Here is a 16,767-nt window from a genome sequence, read left to right as displayed (position 1 = left end):
TCCGGTCAATCCTTTTTCCTAACTAGGAGAACTGGCTTTGGTATAATTTATAGTAGGCCCCCTTCTGATCCATCAACTCTTCGTGGCTTCCTGACTCCATGATATTTCCCTGATCAATGACAAAAATGCGGTCCGCCTTACGGATAGTGGAAAGGCGGTGGGCAATGACAAAGGAAGTTCTGCCCTTTAATAAGGCATCAATTCCCTTCTGTACCAAAAGCTCTGTATGGGTATCAATGCTGGAGGTAGCCTCGTCAAGGATCAGAATCCCAGGCCTTGACACCATCGTTCTTGCAAAAGCCAGAAGCTGCCTCTGTCCGATGGAAAGTCCTGCCCCTCTCTCGCTGATTACCGTGTCATATCCATTTTCCAGCTTCATGATAAATTCATGGGCATTGACTGCCTTCGCTGCCTCCATCACCTCATCATCAGAAGCCTCCAGACGACCGTATTTGATATTATCCCGTATGGTCCCGGAAAAGAGGAAGTTATCCTGGGTCATAATTCCCATCTGGCTTCTTAAGCTCTTTAAAGTCACTTCTTTGATTTCATGGCGGTCAATGAAAATACTACCGCTGGTGGTTTCATAAAAACGGCTGATCAGATTTACAATGGTGGTCTTTCCCGCACCAGTTGGTCCTACCAGCGCAATGGTTTCACCTGGCTTAACGGTAAAGTTTACGTCATCTAGAATCAGCCGGTCCGGCTCATCTCCATAAGCAAAGGATACGTGCTCAAAGACCACTTCCCCCTTTATCTCCGGTAAGATCACGGCTCCCTCCTGATCTGTTATTTCCGCTTCCGTATCAATGATATCAAATATACGTTCCGCAGCGGATATGTTGGTGGTCAGTTTATTGTAAAAGTTAGCCAGATTCCGGATCGGGCTCCAGAACATAGCGATATAGGTTGAAAACGCAAGAAACGTACCGATTCCGATATTTTCCACTCCAACAATCCGGATTCCTATAAAATACAGCAGGAAACCGCCCAGTCCCCAGGTTATTTCAACCAGAGGTCCGAAGCCATCCGCCACAATGACCGCATCCATAAAGGATTTATAATGCTGGTTAACAAGGTCATGAAATACCTCTTTTGTCTCCGGCTCCGCCGCAAAGCTCTGTATAATCCGGATGCCGGATAAGTCTTCATGGACATAAGCATTTAAATTTGATGTTTTTTTACGGTAGATCTGCCACCTTCTGTGTACTGTAGTTTCAATCAGAAACATGCCCACGGCCAATATGGGAAGGGTCAGCAGTGCCGCCATTGCCAGGCGGTAATTCTTTAACAGCATGATGACCGCCACACAGACGACCGTAAGTAAGTCCGGGATCAGCTGAGTCACACTGTCTGATAACACATCCTTTAAGGCATTTACATCTCCAATAATCCTTGCAAGCACCTTTCCCGTAGGACGGCTGTCAAAAAAGCCAAAACCAAGGGTCTGAATATGTTGATAAAGCTCTTCCCGGATATTCAAAAGCACACGGTTGGATACGTCCGCCATAAGGCGCATGCGTATCTTGGTACCTGCAAGGAATAAAAGGAACAGCACGGCTGCACCAGAACCCAGCCATAAAAGGCCTGCCATATCCTTATTAGCCACACAGGAATTGATGGCATATTCCATCATAAGGGGTGCTGACATGCTGATGGCTATGGTACCGGCCATGATAAAAAGAACGATGATGATCTCCTTTTTAAATTCCAGGAGATACCGATACAGGCGAAGCAGGGTATCCTTTTTAAAAACTTCCTTCTGATCTTCATCTATTCTGCTTGAATTGACTGCCATTTCATCTCCTCCTCTCCATACTGTACCTGATAGGTTTTATAATATTGTCCACGCATTTCCATAAGCTCCTCATGGGTTCCCCGTTCCACGATCCGTCCTTCCTCTAAGATCAGGATCTCATCGGCACGGCGCACAGCTGAAATGCGGTGGGCGATAATGATTTTCGAACTGTCCTTTAATTCCGCAAGATGGGCCTCGATCTCCTTCTCTGTCTCCATATCAAGAGCCGAGGTGGAGTCATCGAGAATTAAAAGAGGCGTTTCTTTTGCAATGGCTCTGGCGATGCTGATCCTCTGCTTCTGTCCCCCGGAGAGTCCGACTCCCCGTTCGCCGATTACCGTATCATACTGTTCTGAAAGCTTTTGAATAAAGCCGTCAGCTCCAGCCGAGATGGAGGCCTGCTGCACGCTTTCCCATTCCGTCGCATCCTTATTTCCAGTCTTAATATTTTCCGTAATGCTGTCCGAAAAAAGGAATACATCCTGCATGACCACCGATATCTGCCCCCTTAGAAATGCTAAAGGCAGATCCTTTACATTGATCCCGTCTAATAGGATTTTTCCCTTTGTTACGTCATAGAAACGCTCGATCAAATTGACAATAGAGCTTTTTCCCGAACCGGTGACTCCCATAATGCCAAGGGTCTTGCCCTTTGTTAAGGTAAAATCAATGTCGCTTAAAATACTCTTTCCATCCAGCTCAAAGTCCACATGCTGAAAGGCCAGTTCTCCCTGGACCGTCTCCGGCAGGACCGGGTTTTCCGGATTGCAGATGACCGGCCGCTCCTCCATGATCTTTTTGATCTTTTTGTTGGAGGCTACCGCTGCTGCAATATCATTGCTGAGCCAGCCCACCATTTCCATCGGCCAGATAATGTTATTGGCATACTCGGAAAATGCCCCCAGATCTCCAATGGTCATCTTATCATGAATAACCAAAATACCGCCTATAACAATAATTGCCATTAAAAGAACCTTTGATAAAAAGGATATGTTAGGCTGGTAGCGGACGATCAGTTTGGCCTGCTTCATATTTAAATCGTAATACCGCTTATTGTGTTTCTTAAATTTTTCGATCTCGTAACCTTCTCTTGCAAAGGCTTTTACGGTACGGACCCCTGCCAGATTCTCCTGTGCTACCGTATTTAATTCAGCGGTCTGCTCACTGATCTTATCGTAAACCTCTCCCAAACCATTTTCCATTTTAACCGCATACCAGGCGATCAGGGGGAGAATTACCAGCGGTATCAGTGTAAGGATGGGGCTTAGACGGTACATGCATACGATAACAATGACGGTGTGAATGGAACATTCTAACACCAGCATTCCCACAAATCCGAACGCATTCCAGATTCGTTCCGCATCATCCTTGATTCTGGCCATCAATTCTCCTGTATTGTGGCTGTCGAAATACCCCATGGACAGGGTCTGGATGTGGTCAAATAAATCCTTCCTTAAGCTGCATCCAATCCCGGATGCGGCATAGTCAAAAATAAATTCCTTTGTGTACTGAAGCACCGCTCTTCCAAGTCCAATTCCTACCAGCCCTAAAAGCAGCCTCATGAGAATCTGCATCTCTCCCCCCACAATGACATCGTCAATGATATGCTTTGTGATCTGGGGAGCCGCCGCATCCAAAAGAATGCTGACGATCATAGCTGCAATCGCCAAAACATACAGAAAACTGTACTTCTTTCCATACTTCCATAGATTTTTCATACTTTTCCTCCTTTATTTACTGCAAGCATGAATGGGTTATTCGCCCTTTTATGTAAAAAAAACCGAAAAAAACTGCATAGAGCGGTCTTTTTCGGTAAATAACAAAAAAAACCGCAGTCCATCCCGACTGCGGAAAAACTCATTGAAGCAGCTCCCGAATAGAGCTGACACTCATCCCGTGACACTTATGATCACAAGATTTTATCTTCACTGAGGCAGACTGGATGAATATAAAATAAATTCTCTATTCTATTCCTTCTAATTGCATCAAAGTTACGTTTCATAGTTTCTGCCTCCTTTTCTTGGAATTATTGGTATTTATTGTACAATTACTAGAATACAGCCAATTTTTTATTTTGTCAAGCAATATATCACATTTCTTTCTCTATTACATTTCTCCCAACCGGTCAAGCTCTTTTCCCATGCAAAAAAGCGGCTTTGGAACTGTATCCTGCAAAACCGCTTTCTGCCTGCTTGCCAATTATTTAACCGGATAAAAACCGGAAGGAGATTCAGTTAAATTGATCATGATATTCTTTGTCTGGGTGTAGTGTTCCAGAATGACCTTATGTGTCTCACGGCCGATTCCCGAAGTCTTGTATCCCCCGAAAGGAGCTCCCTCAGGAATGGAATTATAGGTATTAACCCACATACGTCCGGTCTCCACCGCTCTGGCAACCCGTATTGCCCGATTGATGTCTCTGGTCCATACTGCTCCACCCAGTCCGTACTGGCTGTCATTGGCCATAGCCACGGCCTCATCCTCTGTCTTAAACTTAATGATACATGCCACAGGTCCGAAGATCTCTTCTTGTGCCACCCTCATGTCATTTGTCACATTGCCAAGGAGCGTAGGCCTTAAAAATGCTCCGTTTTCCAGTCCGTCCTCCAGAATCTGCTCTCCGCCGCAAAGCACTGCCGCTCCTTCTGATTTTCCAATCTCTATGTAGCTTAAAATATCCTTCATATGCCCTTTGCTGATCTGACTTCCCATCTGGGTATGTTCATCCCACGGAAGACCGACCTTTACCTGGTTAAACCGTTTAACCGCTTCTTCCACAAACTTATCGTAAATGCTTTCCTGCACAAAGACCCTGGAACCCGCACAGCATACCTGGCCCTGGTTAAAGAGAATCCCCAGCTGTAAGCCATCCATGGCCATCTCCCAATCACAGTCCTCAAAGTAAATATTAGCCGATTTGCCGCCCAGCTCCAAAGTAGCCGGAATCAGCTTTTCCGCTGCTGCTAGGGCCACGTTCTTTCCGACTTCCGTTGAGCCGGTAAATGCAAGCTTCCGGAATCCTTCATGTTCCAACATATATTGCCCGGACTTGGAACCCGCTCCGGTAATCACATTAAACACCCCGGCCGGGATCACATCCTGGATTAGCCTTGCCAGTTCCAGAACGCTGAGAGAAGTGGTGCTGGAGGTCTTAAAGACGGAACAGCAGCCGCTTGCCAGTACCGGTGCCAGCTTCCAGGCTGCCATCAGGAATGGGAAATTCCAGGGAACGATCTGCCCAACCACGCCGATCGGTTCTTTCAGGATCAGACTTAAGATATTTTCTCCCAGTATACTGGCACTGCCCTCTTCCGCCATAATACAGCCTGCAAAATAGCGGAAATGCTGGGCACCAAGAGGTATATCCACCGTCAAGGTTTCCCTTATGGGTTTCCCGTTGTCCAGGGTTTCCACCATGGCAAGATGTTCCTTATTCGCATCTATGATATCCGCAATCTTATTCAGAATGGCAGCTCTCTGGTTTACCGGTACATTCTTCCAGGTTTCAAATGCCTTCCATGCTTCCCGGACCGCCTCATCCACGTCATCCTTTGTTGCCTCAGCGCACTCAGTCAGCACCCTCCCATCGGCCGGGCAGATTGTCGGAAATGTTTTTCCATCGGAAGCATCCTTCCATTGCCCGCCTATGAATAACTGATATTTCTTTAGAAGCTCTACATTCTGCAAAATTTTATCTCCTCTCTATTAACATTTTATGGTTCCGGATTCTTTAATTATGTATTCATTATACCTCAGGATTATATCTGTCAATTTAGTTACTTTTTTCACATTATTGTTATTTAATTATCTTTCTTTTTTACTTTTTAACAATTCATTCAGAAACCTATTCGTTCAAACTGGATTCCATTTATCAATGCGATTGAATGTTTTTATTTCTTTTTCCCGTATAGGATTTTTTAAGGTTTTTTCCAGCTATTTTTCACTTTTTATTGGGCCTTCTTTTTATCTTTAGCAGCTGCATCATATCACCGAATAGCGATTGATCCTTTATAAAAAACATCATCCATTTTCCATCATGATAGGTTGTTGATTCATCATATACCTTCTGAACTTCCGTAGAATAGTTCTGCCGTTCCCGTTCAAAAATTTCCCGTTCCCCTTTACCCATAATCACCATGAATCCAAAACAGTTCTCTCTGGCATATAACGCGCAGAGGGTTTTCCCGCCCCTGCGGTATTTAAACTCGTACCTCCAGGCTTTTCCGCCGCTGTTCCACATGCGCTCCATATCATACGTCTCATCAATTCTTTCACAAAGAATTTTCCATGACTCAAACAAAGCCTCTCCCATCAGGGAAGTCATTTCTTCTTGTGTTGGTTTTTTTTCCAGCATAGCATCCCCTTCTTTCAACAATCTTTATATTTTCTACTTTTCTCATGCATCATACCAGCCCAATTATGACAACAATATGTCACTGTTGATGAATCGGTATACCATGACACACCGTTCATGATTTTAAGATTGAACGGCGATACTCTCAGAAGCCCATTCTGCATTCTGCCGTATACTGCTGATTCAATTCTATTATAATATAATATCAGGAAAAAGGGACGAGATTTTCTGATTATGTTTATCAGCAGCTTTTATTTCCCTTCCGCGAAAAATAAAAAGCGGCAGACCGGAAGAATTTACTTAAACTCCTGCCGTCTGCCGTTTGCATTTATGATCTTCTATCTATCGTAAATTCAGTTACAAGCTCTTCTTCCCCACTTATGCAGTACTCCTGGTGAACCGGTGCTCCCCAGCTGTCATCACCGCCGACTCCTCTCATGGCACCTAAAATGTTCACTACCGTATATCTTGGTACCGGAAGCTCCTCCCTGTGGGTAGCCGCCTCCAGTTCCTCCGCCGTATAAGGGAGTACGGAAGCATCAAACACCTGGCCTGATGCGCAAAAGCTGATGGAATGTCCGTCCATGTCCGATACCTTGAGCCAGCGGACTCCGGTCCTGTTACCGCACTCCTGAGGTACCAGATAACGGGAAAGGTTGTTATCCGGCGTATCCTCATAGATCCCTAGCCTCGCTCCTTCATTCCTGTCGCAGTAATTTTCCTCAGGTCCTCTTCCATACCAAGTGAATTTCTTGGCTGTTTCCGGTGTGATAAGCCTCATTCCAAAGGCAGGAAGCTCTGGCAATCCCTTTTGCCCCCGGAATACGGCCTTTACATGAATCGTTCCCCTTCCATTCACTTCGTAGGTAACCTCTGCTGATGCCTTGGGAACCGTGGTAAGCTCATAGGTATAGGTCACCTTTATGCTTCCTTCCTTCTCTTCCACCTCACAATTCTCATTGCTGTAATAAGGGAACTTTCCTGCCCCATACCACACAGAGCTTGTCACGGAAAATTTATTTCCTTTATCATTATCCGTAGTCGCCCTCCAGTATACCGGCATCATCGGTCTTCCGATCCATTCGTTTCCGTCGTAAACCAGGGAAACGATACTGCCTTCCTGCCTGGAGAACAGAATCCGGAACCCCTCACCCATAACGCCGATGTTGACGTCGCCATGAATTACTTTCAAAGGCAGTCCGCAGCATTTTTCCTTATGTCCTTCTATTACTGAAACTGCCTCGCCAAAGGCTGTTTCATAGCCGGAATCAGCCCATAAGGCATCACTTTTAAGAAGAGCTGAAACCTGGAAAACATATTCTCCCGGCTCTGTGAAATCCGGTACCGGGACAGATTCATATCCTGTATCCAAAGGCTTTACCCATGCTTCAAAGCTCTTTTGATAAACCGGTTCCCCGTTCTTTAACACTGTATAGACAAACTCTAAGTCAGAGGTATCGGTAAACAGCCTTCTGTTTTCAATGGAAACACCTTTGGAATCAGGGATCAGCCGGATGTCCTGATACAAGTATTTCACCTCCTGGGCCTTTGGTGAAATGGTCCTGTCCCCGTAGACGATCCCGTTTCCACAGAAACTGTAATCCGTAGGCCTGTCTCCAAAGTCCCCACCATATGTCATGTGCTCTCTTCCGTATGTATCCTTCTTCATCAGAGACTGGTCGATATAATCCCAGATAAATCCACCCTGGTACATGGCGTACTTATCTTCCAGATCCGTATATTTCTTCATGCCTCCCAGAGAATTGCCCATGGCATGCATATACTCGCAGAGAATAAAAGGCTTCTTAGGGTCCTTCTCCAGATATTCCGCCACTTCCCAAGGCTTTGCATACATGCGGCTTTCCATATCACTGGTCCGGTCATACTCCCTGTTCCAGAATACACCCTCATAGTGGACCAGCCTGGAAGGATCACGCTCCTTATAAAACTCCGACATGGCCAGAATGTCCTCACCTGCATAGGACTCATTGCCGCAGGACCAGATCAGGATGCTGGGATGGTTTTTATCCCGTTCCAACATGGATCTTGCACGGTCTACCACGCAATTCTTCCACTCAGGAAGGTTTCCGGGCACATTCCAGGAAGGTTCGCAGGCTCCCATCTTCTGCCAGGAACCATGGCTTTCTAAATTTGCCTCATCAATGAGATAAATACCATATTCGTCACAAAGCTCATACCATAAGCTTTGATCTGGATAATGACAGGTTCTGACCGCATTGATATTGTGCCGCTTCATGAACCGGATGTCCCACATCATGTCCTCTTTTGTAATGGAACGGCCTCTTCTTACATTAAATTCGTGACGGTTGATTCCCCGGAATACCACCCTCTTTCCGTTTAAACACATCAAACGGTCTTTCAGTTCAAAGCGGCGGAAGCCCACCTTCTGCGTAACGATCTCTATTCCATTTCCCTGTTCATCGTATAGGGTGATGGTAAGTTCATAGCGGTAAGGGTCTTCTCCGCTCCACAGACGGACATTGGGAATACGGCAGGTTAATTCCACCGTTTTCCCTGACGGTACGGATTCCCAGGACGCTGCCGTCTCTCCAGCCCTGTCTTTTAATACGGCACTGATCCTTCCTCCGGTTTTCCCGGCTAGAGTCAGTTCTGCCCGGAACAGGCCATCCCGGTAATCATCCGAAACATCTCCGTGGACAAACAAATCCTCCACATGGCATTTTGGAACTGCATATAAATATACATCCCGGAAAATCCCTGAGAACCGGAAAAAGTCCTGATCCTCAATCCAGCTTGCACTGCTTCTTTTATATACCTCCACGGCCAGACGGTTGGTACCTGGAAGAACCGCTTCGGTTATTTCAAATTCAGAGGGAGTAAAGGAATCCTCGGAATACCCGATAAAGGTACCGTTCAGCCAGACGTAAAATGCCGTTTCCACTCCCTGAAAAGACAGGTACAGACGTTTTTCCTTCAATGGCTCTTCCAGTTGAAACTCTCTGACATAGCTTCCTACCGGATTGTTCTGTTTGTCCGTATAGGGGGGCCTGATGTCAGCCAGACCATCCCATGGGTACATGGTATTGATATACTGGCAGCCGCCGTATCCCTGAAGCTCCATATGACCCGGAACCTCAATGGTGCCAAAGCCGTCCAGGTTAAAATCTTTTTCGTAGAAAAATTCCTTTCTTGCTGCGGGATTTTCCGCGAAGGAAAATCTCCATGTGCCGTTTAAGGACTGGCGCAGCTCCATGTTTCCCTTTAACGCTTCCTCTTCTGTCTCGTAATAGGAGTGATCGGAATGGGCAGCCAGTCGGTTCACTGCGAAGACCCGTGGATCATCCAGCCATTCCAGTTTTGCGGTTTTCTGTTCCATTGTAAGAAACCTCCTTTTATAAATGCTCCAGATCCATTATAAGCGACTGTGAATCAAGAATCCATTGCATAGTTACGATTTATGTATCTATTATTCCTTTACCGCTCCCGCAGCGATTCCTGCAAGAATGTATTTCTGGAAAAAGATATAAATCAGGATGGTGGGCAGCATGATGATAATGATACCAGCCGCCAGCTTCTGCCAGGAACCCTGCTGGGCATTGGCGTAATTCATGAGAAAAGTGGTCAGGGTCCGAAGCCGGTTCTTAGGCATATACAGGTATGGAATGTACATGTCATTGATGATGGTAATGGCCTTGATGATCACCACCGTAGCTGTGGCAGGTGCTAACAGGGGGAAAACAATCTTAGTAAACAGGCCGAAATAGGAACAGCCGTCCAAAAGAGCGCTTTCATCAAGGGACACCGGAAGGGTCGAGATGAACTGCCGGTAGATGTAAAGCTGCATTAAGTCTGACGCCACATAGATTACCATTGGTGCACCCAGGGTATTGTAAAGCCCGATGCCGTTAATAATCTTAAATCTGGCAATTTCCGTAACAAAGCTGGGGATCAGCATGCCTAAGAAAAAAAGGCCCATAATCACCTTTTTAAGCTTAAACTCAAAACGCTCCAATATAAACGCAGTAATGGTGCCAAACAGCACATTAAACAAAATGCTGACTGCCAGTATGATGCCCGTATTCTTAAAGCCGATGAACAGATACTTATCTCCTAATACCTTTTTAAAGTTTGTAAATGTGATTCTATCCATCGGCGGCAGAAGCAGGGGGGATGTATTTACCATATCTGCCTTTGTCTTAAAAGCTGCAAACAAAGTCAGTGCAATGGGCGCAAGAACGACCAGAACCATGCCTATGCAGATGATCTGTTTGAAACTTTGTTCCATTGTACGTGTTTTCATCTTATTTTCTTCCCCCTTTCAGAATGATTCCGTGAATGATCTTGTTCTGAATCAGATAAATAACCACGATCATAATCATGATAGCTACCGCCATGGTGGAAGCAAGACCAAAGTTGCTGTATTTAAAGGCCGTATCAATGGTATAAAGCGTAAAGGTGGAGGAGGCATAGCCCGGTCCTCCGCTGGTCATAACATAAGGGATATCAAATACCTGAAGGGCGCCCCGGATGTTATCGAAAAGGACAAAATCCACCATGAGCATAATGGCAGGAATCTGGATGTACCGGAACATCTGCCATGCATTGGCCCCATCCACTCTGGCCGCTTCCTGCACATCCTGGGGAAGAGACTGTAGGGCCGCCATAAATAGGATCACATGGTACCCGGAAAACCTCCATAATGAAACAACGGTCAGGACAAAATTGACGATTTTAGGATCTGACAGCCAGTTCCTGATGAGATTTTCCAGATGGAATACAGTCAGGATCTCATCAAATGCTCCGTTAATAGGGGAAAAGAAATAGGAAAAGGCGTAGGAAATGGCAACTCCATTGATGATATATGGCATAAAAACCATGGTTTTATAAAATTTTGCCGCCCTGAGCCTGGAGGTCAAAAGAACAGCAAACATCAGTTCAATAGGTATGAAGATCAGATGTCCGAAAAAATATACCGCATTGTTTCTAAGGGACAGCCATAAGTCCCTGTTGCGGAACATAGCAGTGTAATTGTCAAAACCAATGGCATCGTAGGTCTTGGAATATCCATCCCAGTTTGTAAAGCTCATGCGGATCAGGTCAAAAGCCGGAAACACCACAAATCCAATAAGCAAAGCCATGGGAACGGCGAGGGAACATACAATAAACCTTTTTTTCTGTTTTTCCAGTGAATTCATAGAAACCTCCTGATATATGTCCTTGGAGGAAAAGGGGGCAGGATTCCATCACCCTGCCCCCCTTTCCATTCTGTTTATTTAATACCCAGCTTTGTTCTGGCCTGTGCCCATTTTGTATTGAGCCCATCCAGTTCCGCCTTAAGATCAAAGCCTTTGGTAAACATCTGAGCCCCAAGCTTCTTATAATCAAATGCGATTTCGTTCTGGATTGCCTGGAAATCGTCTCCGCCGCCGTCATACATAACCAGTTCCTTATCCGGCTGCTGCTCATCTGACTGGGCCAGAATAGGATCCTTCTCCTTTGGGAAGTTCTTCATGGAGGAGGCACTGGTCACATAGTTGATGTATCCTGGATACCAGTCTTCGCTGTAGAACCATTCTACGAAAGCCTTTGCCAACTCCGGATTTTTGCTGTGGGTGGTCACTCCCATAAAAGAATCCCCCTGTACAATGACGCGGAAAGGATCATCTTTGGAATCTCTTACCGGAAGATAGAAGGTACCCAGCTCAGAAGCATCGTCCGTACCGCTCTGAATATTCTGCAGACCCCAGTCACCCAGAGCAATGATGGCTGCCTTTTTCTGGGCAAACAGGGAGGTTACCTGGTCATTTCCCATGCCCAGAGGATCTTTGCCGAACACATTCTTGCTGAACAAACGGTATACCTTATGATACGCCTTGCTGATGTCCGTTCCATCTGCAAAAGGTGCGTCAGTCTTTGCCATGTCGTTCCAGTTCTGTCCATTGCCGCCCTGAAGTGCCGGCATGAATTCCATGTAGGGATAATCCGGCCATTCGTCTTTAGCTCCCAGCGCAATTGCCATGAAATCCGGGTCTTTTTTCCCATAATAATCCTGAAGGGTCTGTGCTGCCTTTTCAAAGTCCTCCCAGGTTGTGGGAACCTCAACGCCAGCTTCCTTAAACATATCTTTCCAGTAATAAACATATTCATAACCCGCTGTCATGGGAATTCCCAGAACCTTCCCATCCATTGCATATCCGGCAGCAAGCTCATTGTTTTTTGACGCTTCCAGATCGGATAAATCCACCAGATAGTCCTTAAACCTGGATAAAGTAAATGGTTTATTAAACATGACATCCGGAAGCTGGTTTGCCGATGTCCTCATCTTCATGGAATTCCAGTATTCTGAATCATCCTTGATCTTTTCTACTTCAATTTCCGCATTGGGATATTTCTCCTGGAATTTCCCAACCATATCATTTTCATCAATATAATCCATCAGGTTATTATCCCAGATAGCAAATACCAGACTTCCTTCCAGGTCTTCCGCTGCCTTTGTTTTTCCGGCTTCAGCAGAAGTTTCTTCCTGGCCTTTCGCCGTAGTTTCTTCCTTTTGGGTTTCTGCTGTTCCCTTTGACGGGGAGCAACCGGCCATAGTTCCCATTGCCATTGCTGCACAAAGTCCCAAAGCCAACACTCGTTTTCTCATTGTTGTAATACCTCCCTTGTTTTGATGATAGTAATTATGAAAACCAAAAGACGTTTTCATAATCAGATGGACGGCAGGAAAATGCACTGCCATTTTTCAGAAATACGAAAAGCGATTTCTGATCACTATATTATCATTTCAAAACAGCCTTCTCCATGAGAAATGGTTTGAAAACTTGATGTTTTGTCAGGTCTTTATTTCCGGTACCCTCCCGGACTCACTCCGCACAGCTTTTTAAACACTCTGGTAAAATGCTCTACGCTGTTATAGCCTACGCTTTGGCTGATTTCATATATTTTTAAATCTGTTGTCTCCATCAGCTCCCCTGCCTTCCGTATGCGGACCTCAGTCAAATAATTGCTGAAGGTCATTCCCTCCTCTTTTGTAAATCTGGTACTGAAATATTTTTCATTCAGTCCTACAAAACCCGCCACACTTCCCAGTGTCAGCTCCGGATTGGCATAATTGTCCATAATGAATCTCTTTGCCCGGATCATCATATCCGCCTGCCTTCGGTCCGTCTGGTGGGCATTATAATCCATGATCCATCGGAAAAAATTATTCAGCCATAGCTCCAGGCTTCTCATTCCATCCAAACGGCCGATTTTCACATAATAATTGATCTCCTCCACAAAAAGGGCGGTAATATCATCATGATTATCGGAAAGCTGCCAGGCCATATTGCAGATGATACAAAGGCAAACATCTTTCGCCGCCTTTAGCTCCATTTTATAAAGGTCTGAAAAGAGCCGTTTCTTTTCCGACCAAACAGACAGCTCATCTCCTACCATCAGTCCCTTTAAAAGCCGCGCATACTCCAGTCCGGTCTGCCGGACCTCTTCAAAGGAAACCACATCCTTTTCCCAAGGATCGCAAATCTTTGCTTTTCCTTTTAAGTACTTGAGCCTTAACCGCTCCCCTGCCTCTTCAAACCGGGTCAAAAAATCTTTGGATCCATTTCCCGGACTGCTGATTCCCACGGACACAGAAAGGTTCATAAAATGCTTCCACACATTGCATAGCTGTCTGCAGGCAGAAACCGAATTATCCATATACTGTCCCGGATCTGTTATCCGGTACAGCATGACATAACGGGAGGGCCCCACTGCCCCAAAAATGCACCGGGACGCCACCCTGGGGATCTGGCCGGCCAGTTCTATCATGGGTTTTATCAGTTCTTCTTCAAAATCCTCTCCAAACCGTGCAGACACCTTATGAAAATCCTCTATTTCAAATTGTATCACCAGATATTCCTGCTGAAAAAAGGATTCGTCAAGGGACCGTTTTCCCAATGCCATGTCCCCAAGAAGGGAGGAATCCGGGATTGCTGTCACCGGCTTCTTCTCTTCTCCAGTTTCGCCCTGTTGATCTTGAAAGACCTCCTCATCCATACGTTTCAGCATGGATACAAGGGTTTCCTCTGTTAATCCGGCTTTTAAAAGGTAATCACTGGCTCCCAGCCGGAACGCATCACGAACCAGCTTGAAATCGTCATAGCCGCTTAAAACCAGCACGGCTGGCATGTCTTTGAAACGGTTCAATTCCTCCAAAAGGCCAATTCCATCCATGACCGGCATCTTCATATCGGTGATCACAAGATCCACCGGGTGATCCTTTATAAAATCCAATGCCTGACGGCCATGAATGGCATCGGCGGCAATATGATACCCCTTCTCTTCCCAGTTGATCAGAGAACGCAGGGTAATCCGGACAATGGTATCGTCATCCACGATCAGGACATTTCTCATTGGTTTTCTGGCTCCTTTCTTCTTATGGGAATACGGATGGAAGTTTTGGTGAACCGTCCCTCGACGCTTTCCATCTCAAAATAACAGCTTTGTCCATAATTTAGGGCCAGCCTGGTCTTCACATTGGTAATCCCTATGCTCACATGATCCTTTTGCCCTTCCCATTTCCCCTCTCCCTTCATAATTCTGCGTATCTCTTCTTCTGACATCCCTTTTCCGTTATCCCGGATCTCAATAGAGAGTAACCCATCCTCCTCATGGGCCGTCAGCCACAGCTTACCCATTTCATCCATCAGGCCGCTGAAACCATGGACTATGGAATTTTCCACCACCGGCTGCAGAATAAGACGGGGAACCAAACAGGAACGGCAGCCTTCTTCTATGTCATAGTTTATCTCAAATCCGTCAGAATAACGGATTTTCATCAGATAAATATAACCGTCCAGGATCTCCAGTTCTTCTTTGAAGGTATAAAATCCCCCATTGCTGCGAAAGGAACAGGACAATATTTTAATGAGCGCCTCTGCCATACGGGCAATGGACTCGTATTTTGACATTTGGGCAATAAACCGGATAGAATTTAAGGAGTTCACCAGAAAATGAGGATTGATCTGAGACTGCAGCGCCCTGATTTCCGCTTCGTGTTTTTTCTGCTGCTGTTCCTCATTTTCCTGCATCAAATGTTTCAGCCGTCTTGTCATTCGGTTAAAGGAATGGATCATCAGGCGCAGCTCCGGCTGACCTTTTGGCTCCACATGAACCAAAAGATCTCCCTCTTCCACCCGTTTCATGCCTTCCACCGTAAAATGGATGGGGTCAATGATGCTTTTTAAGAAATAGCTGGAGAAACGGTAAAACAGAGCAAACAGGATGAGGGTAACCGCCACAATGACAGCTGCCGTCCGGTTAAATTTTCTTGTCAGGGTTTCATATGCAACCACACTGATAATCCTAAGGCCTGTCACCGGCTCTTCGGTCACCACTCCCATATAGGGTATGCCATTTGTCCGGTACTGAAACTCCCGCTGATTCAGGGAAATGTACCCGGGCAAAAGGTCCATGGTGCCTTCCGCATCAAAAATAACGTTTCCTGACTGATCCGTGATCATGGTGGACCCCAAAACCTGCTCCTTATTATAATCCTTGATCATCCGTCCGGTCTGGGAAGAGGTAAACAGCGCTGCCATCTCTATGACCCCGTCCCTGTCCACATTCATTCCAGGGGATAAACCTGCGGCAATGGTCAGAGTATAAGCATTTTTTCTGGAATTGGTCACACTCCGGTCATAAAAACCCACCTTTACCACGTTAGGCTCTGCCAGGGCCTCCTGATACCAGTCAGAGGCTTTTAATTCCCCTATGTCAAGAGTAATATCATCCTTCATATAGGTATGATCCCCGTCTTTCATATAAAACACGGCAGACAGGATGTCCTGCACCGGAACCATGGCATAATGAAAGGATTCGGTCAGGATTTTGGTATAACGGTATTTTTCAGCCACATCTTTTGTACTGGTTTTTGCTGCATTTTTAATGATTTCATTGTCGTTGACATATACGAAATGGGATAAACGGAGGGATACATCCTTCACTTCACCTCCCAGAGCCGATGCAATGTTATCCTGGGCACGCCGGATGTTGGAAACTGCGGAATCCACCATCATGGTACGGATAATAAGGATGGACAGTAAGATTATAAAAAGAATGGGGATGACAATAAGGGCGAAAAAGCTGTTATAATAAGAAGCCTTTAAATTCTGCTTTTTATTCATCCACATCTTTTTTCGCCCTCCTCTCTGTCATTGGTCCATGAACCTATTATACAGCGAAAAAACATATAAATCAACGGATCATCTTAACGGACAAAACTCTCCACCTTTGTCATGCTGCTGCCATGGCACATACCAAAACAATGCTCAATGTCCTTTTTTTCATTGTATTCCCTCCTGATTTGATTGTGTTTATGTAACCTCCATACGTCCCATTGGATTTACCATAGTTAAATTGTAGCGCCGGACCGGGCATTTAAAAATGGAAAATATCTTTCATAATATTCACTTTTTATTCACATCTCATTGACACCTTGTTAAAACATGCACTTTACATAATAAACAGTAAAATTTCTCTTTTGCATACAAATTGATACGATTGTATTCAGAAAGGGTCTGTTTTTCATTGACATTATACAGCAAATAAGCTACCTTTTAGATAGAAAAACCATTTCCATAAGAGAAATCTT

Annotated in this window: 10 protein-coding genes; all 10 read right to left on the bottom strand. The window is 45.4% G+C overall.

Annotated features, from left to right (window positions below; all coding sequences use genetic code 11):
• Positions 1–22: 22 nt before the first annotated feature.
• Entirely contained in the window at positions 23–1,798 is a 1,776-nt protein-coding gene (locus CLOSA_RS08730) for an ABC transporter ATP-binding protein (protein ID WP_013272411.1), read from the bottom strand.
• Entirely contained in the window at positions 1,774–3,516 is a 1,743-nt protein-coding gene (locus tag CLOSA_RS08725; protein WP_013272410.1) for an ABC transporter ATP-binding protein, read from the bottom strand. Before CLOSA_RS08725 ends, CLOSA_RS08730 begins: the two co-directional genes overlap by 25 nt.
• A 481-nt stretch (positions 3,517–3,997) precedes the next feature.
• Positions 3,998–5,485, bottom strand: coding sequence for an aldehyde dehydrogenase family protein (locus CLOSA_RS08720; protein WP_013272408.1), 1,488 nt, complete (start codon positions 5,483–5,485; stop codon positions 3,998–4,000).
• Between the two features lie 253 nt (positions 5,486–5,738).
• Positions 5,739–6,152 carry a DUF3788 domain-containing protein gene (locus CLOSA_RS08715; protein ID WP_013272407.1) on the bottom strand — a complete coding sequence of 138 codons (414 nt, stop codon included), beginning with the start codon at positions 6,150–6,152 and terminating at the stop codon, positions 5,739–5,741.
• 328 nt (positions 6,153–6,480) lie between these two features.
• Positions 6,481–9,510, bottom strand: a complete 3,030-nt coding sequence (locus CLOSA_RS08710; RefSeq protein WP_013272406.1) for a glycoside hydrolase family 2 TIM barrel-domain containing protein — start codon at positions 9,508–9,510, stop codon at positions 6,481–6,483.
• A 90-nt stretch (positions 9,511–9,600) separates the two neighbouring features.
• Entirely contained in the window at positions 9,601–10,434 is an 834-nt protein-coding gene (locus CLOSA_RS08705) for a carbohydrate ABC transporter permease (RefSeq protein ID WP_013272405.1), read from the bottom strand.
• A 1-nt stretch (position 10,435) separates the two neighbouring features.
• Entirely contained in the window at positions 10,436–11,329 is an 894-nt protein-coding gene (locus CLOSA_RS08700) for a carbohydrate ABC transporter permease (protein ID WP_013272404.1), read from the bottom strand.
• Between the two features lie 74 nt (positions 11,330–11,403).
• Entirely contained in the window at positions 11,404–12,780 is a 1,377-nt protein-coding gene (locus CLOSA_RS08695) for an ABC transporter substrate-binding protein (protein ID WP_013272403.1), read from the bottom strand.
• Positions 12,781–12,974: 194 nt separating this feature from the next.
• The gene (locus CLOSA_RS08690; RefSeq protein ID WP_013272402.1) at positions 12,975–14,528 is read right to left on the bottom strand and encodes a response regulator transcription factor; all 1,554 of its coding nucleotides are present in this window, start codon (positions 14,526–14,528) and stop codon (positions 12,975–12,977) included.
• A complete protein-coding gene (locus tag CLOSA_RS08685) occupies positions 14,525–16,306 on the bottom strand; it encodes a sensor histidine kinase (RefSeq protein WP_013272401.1) in 1,782 nt (593 codons plus the stop codon). The genes CLOSA_RS08690 and CLOSA_RS08685 overlap by 4 nt, the downstream gene beginning before the upstream one ends.
• Positions 16,307–16,767 lie beyond the last annotated feature (461 nt).

The sequence above is a fragment of the [Clostridium] saccharolyticum WM1 genome, from assembly GCF_000144625.1.
In the GTDB taxonomy this organism is placed as follows: domain Bacteria; phylum Bacillota; class Clostridia; order Lachnospirales; family Lachnospiraceae; genus Lacrimispora; species Lacrimispora saccharolytica.
The sequence above is the reverse complement of the archived record's forward strand: the minus strand, read 5'-3'. Positions and strand labels throughout refer to the sequence as shown.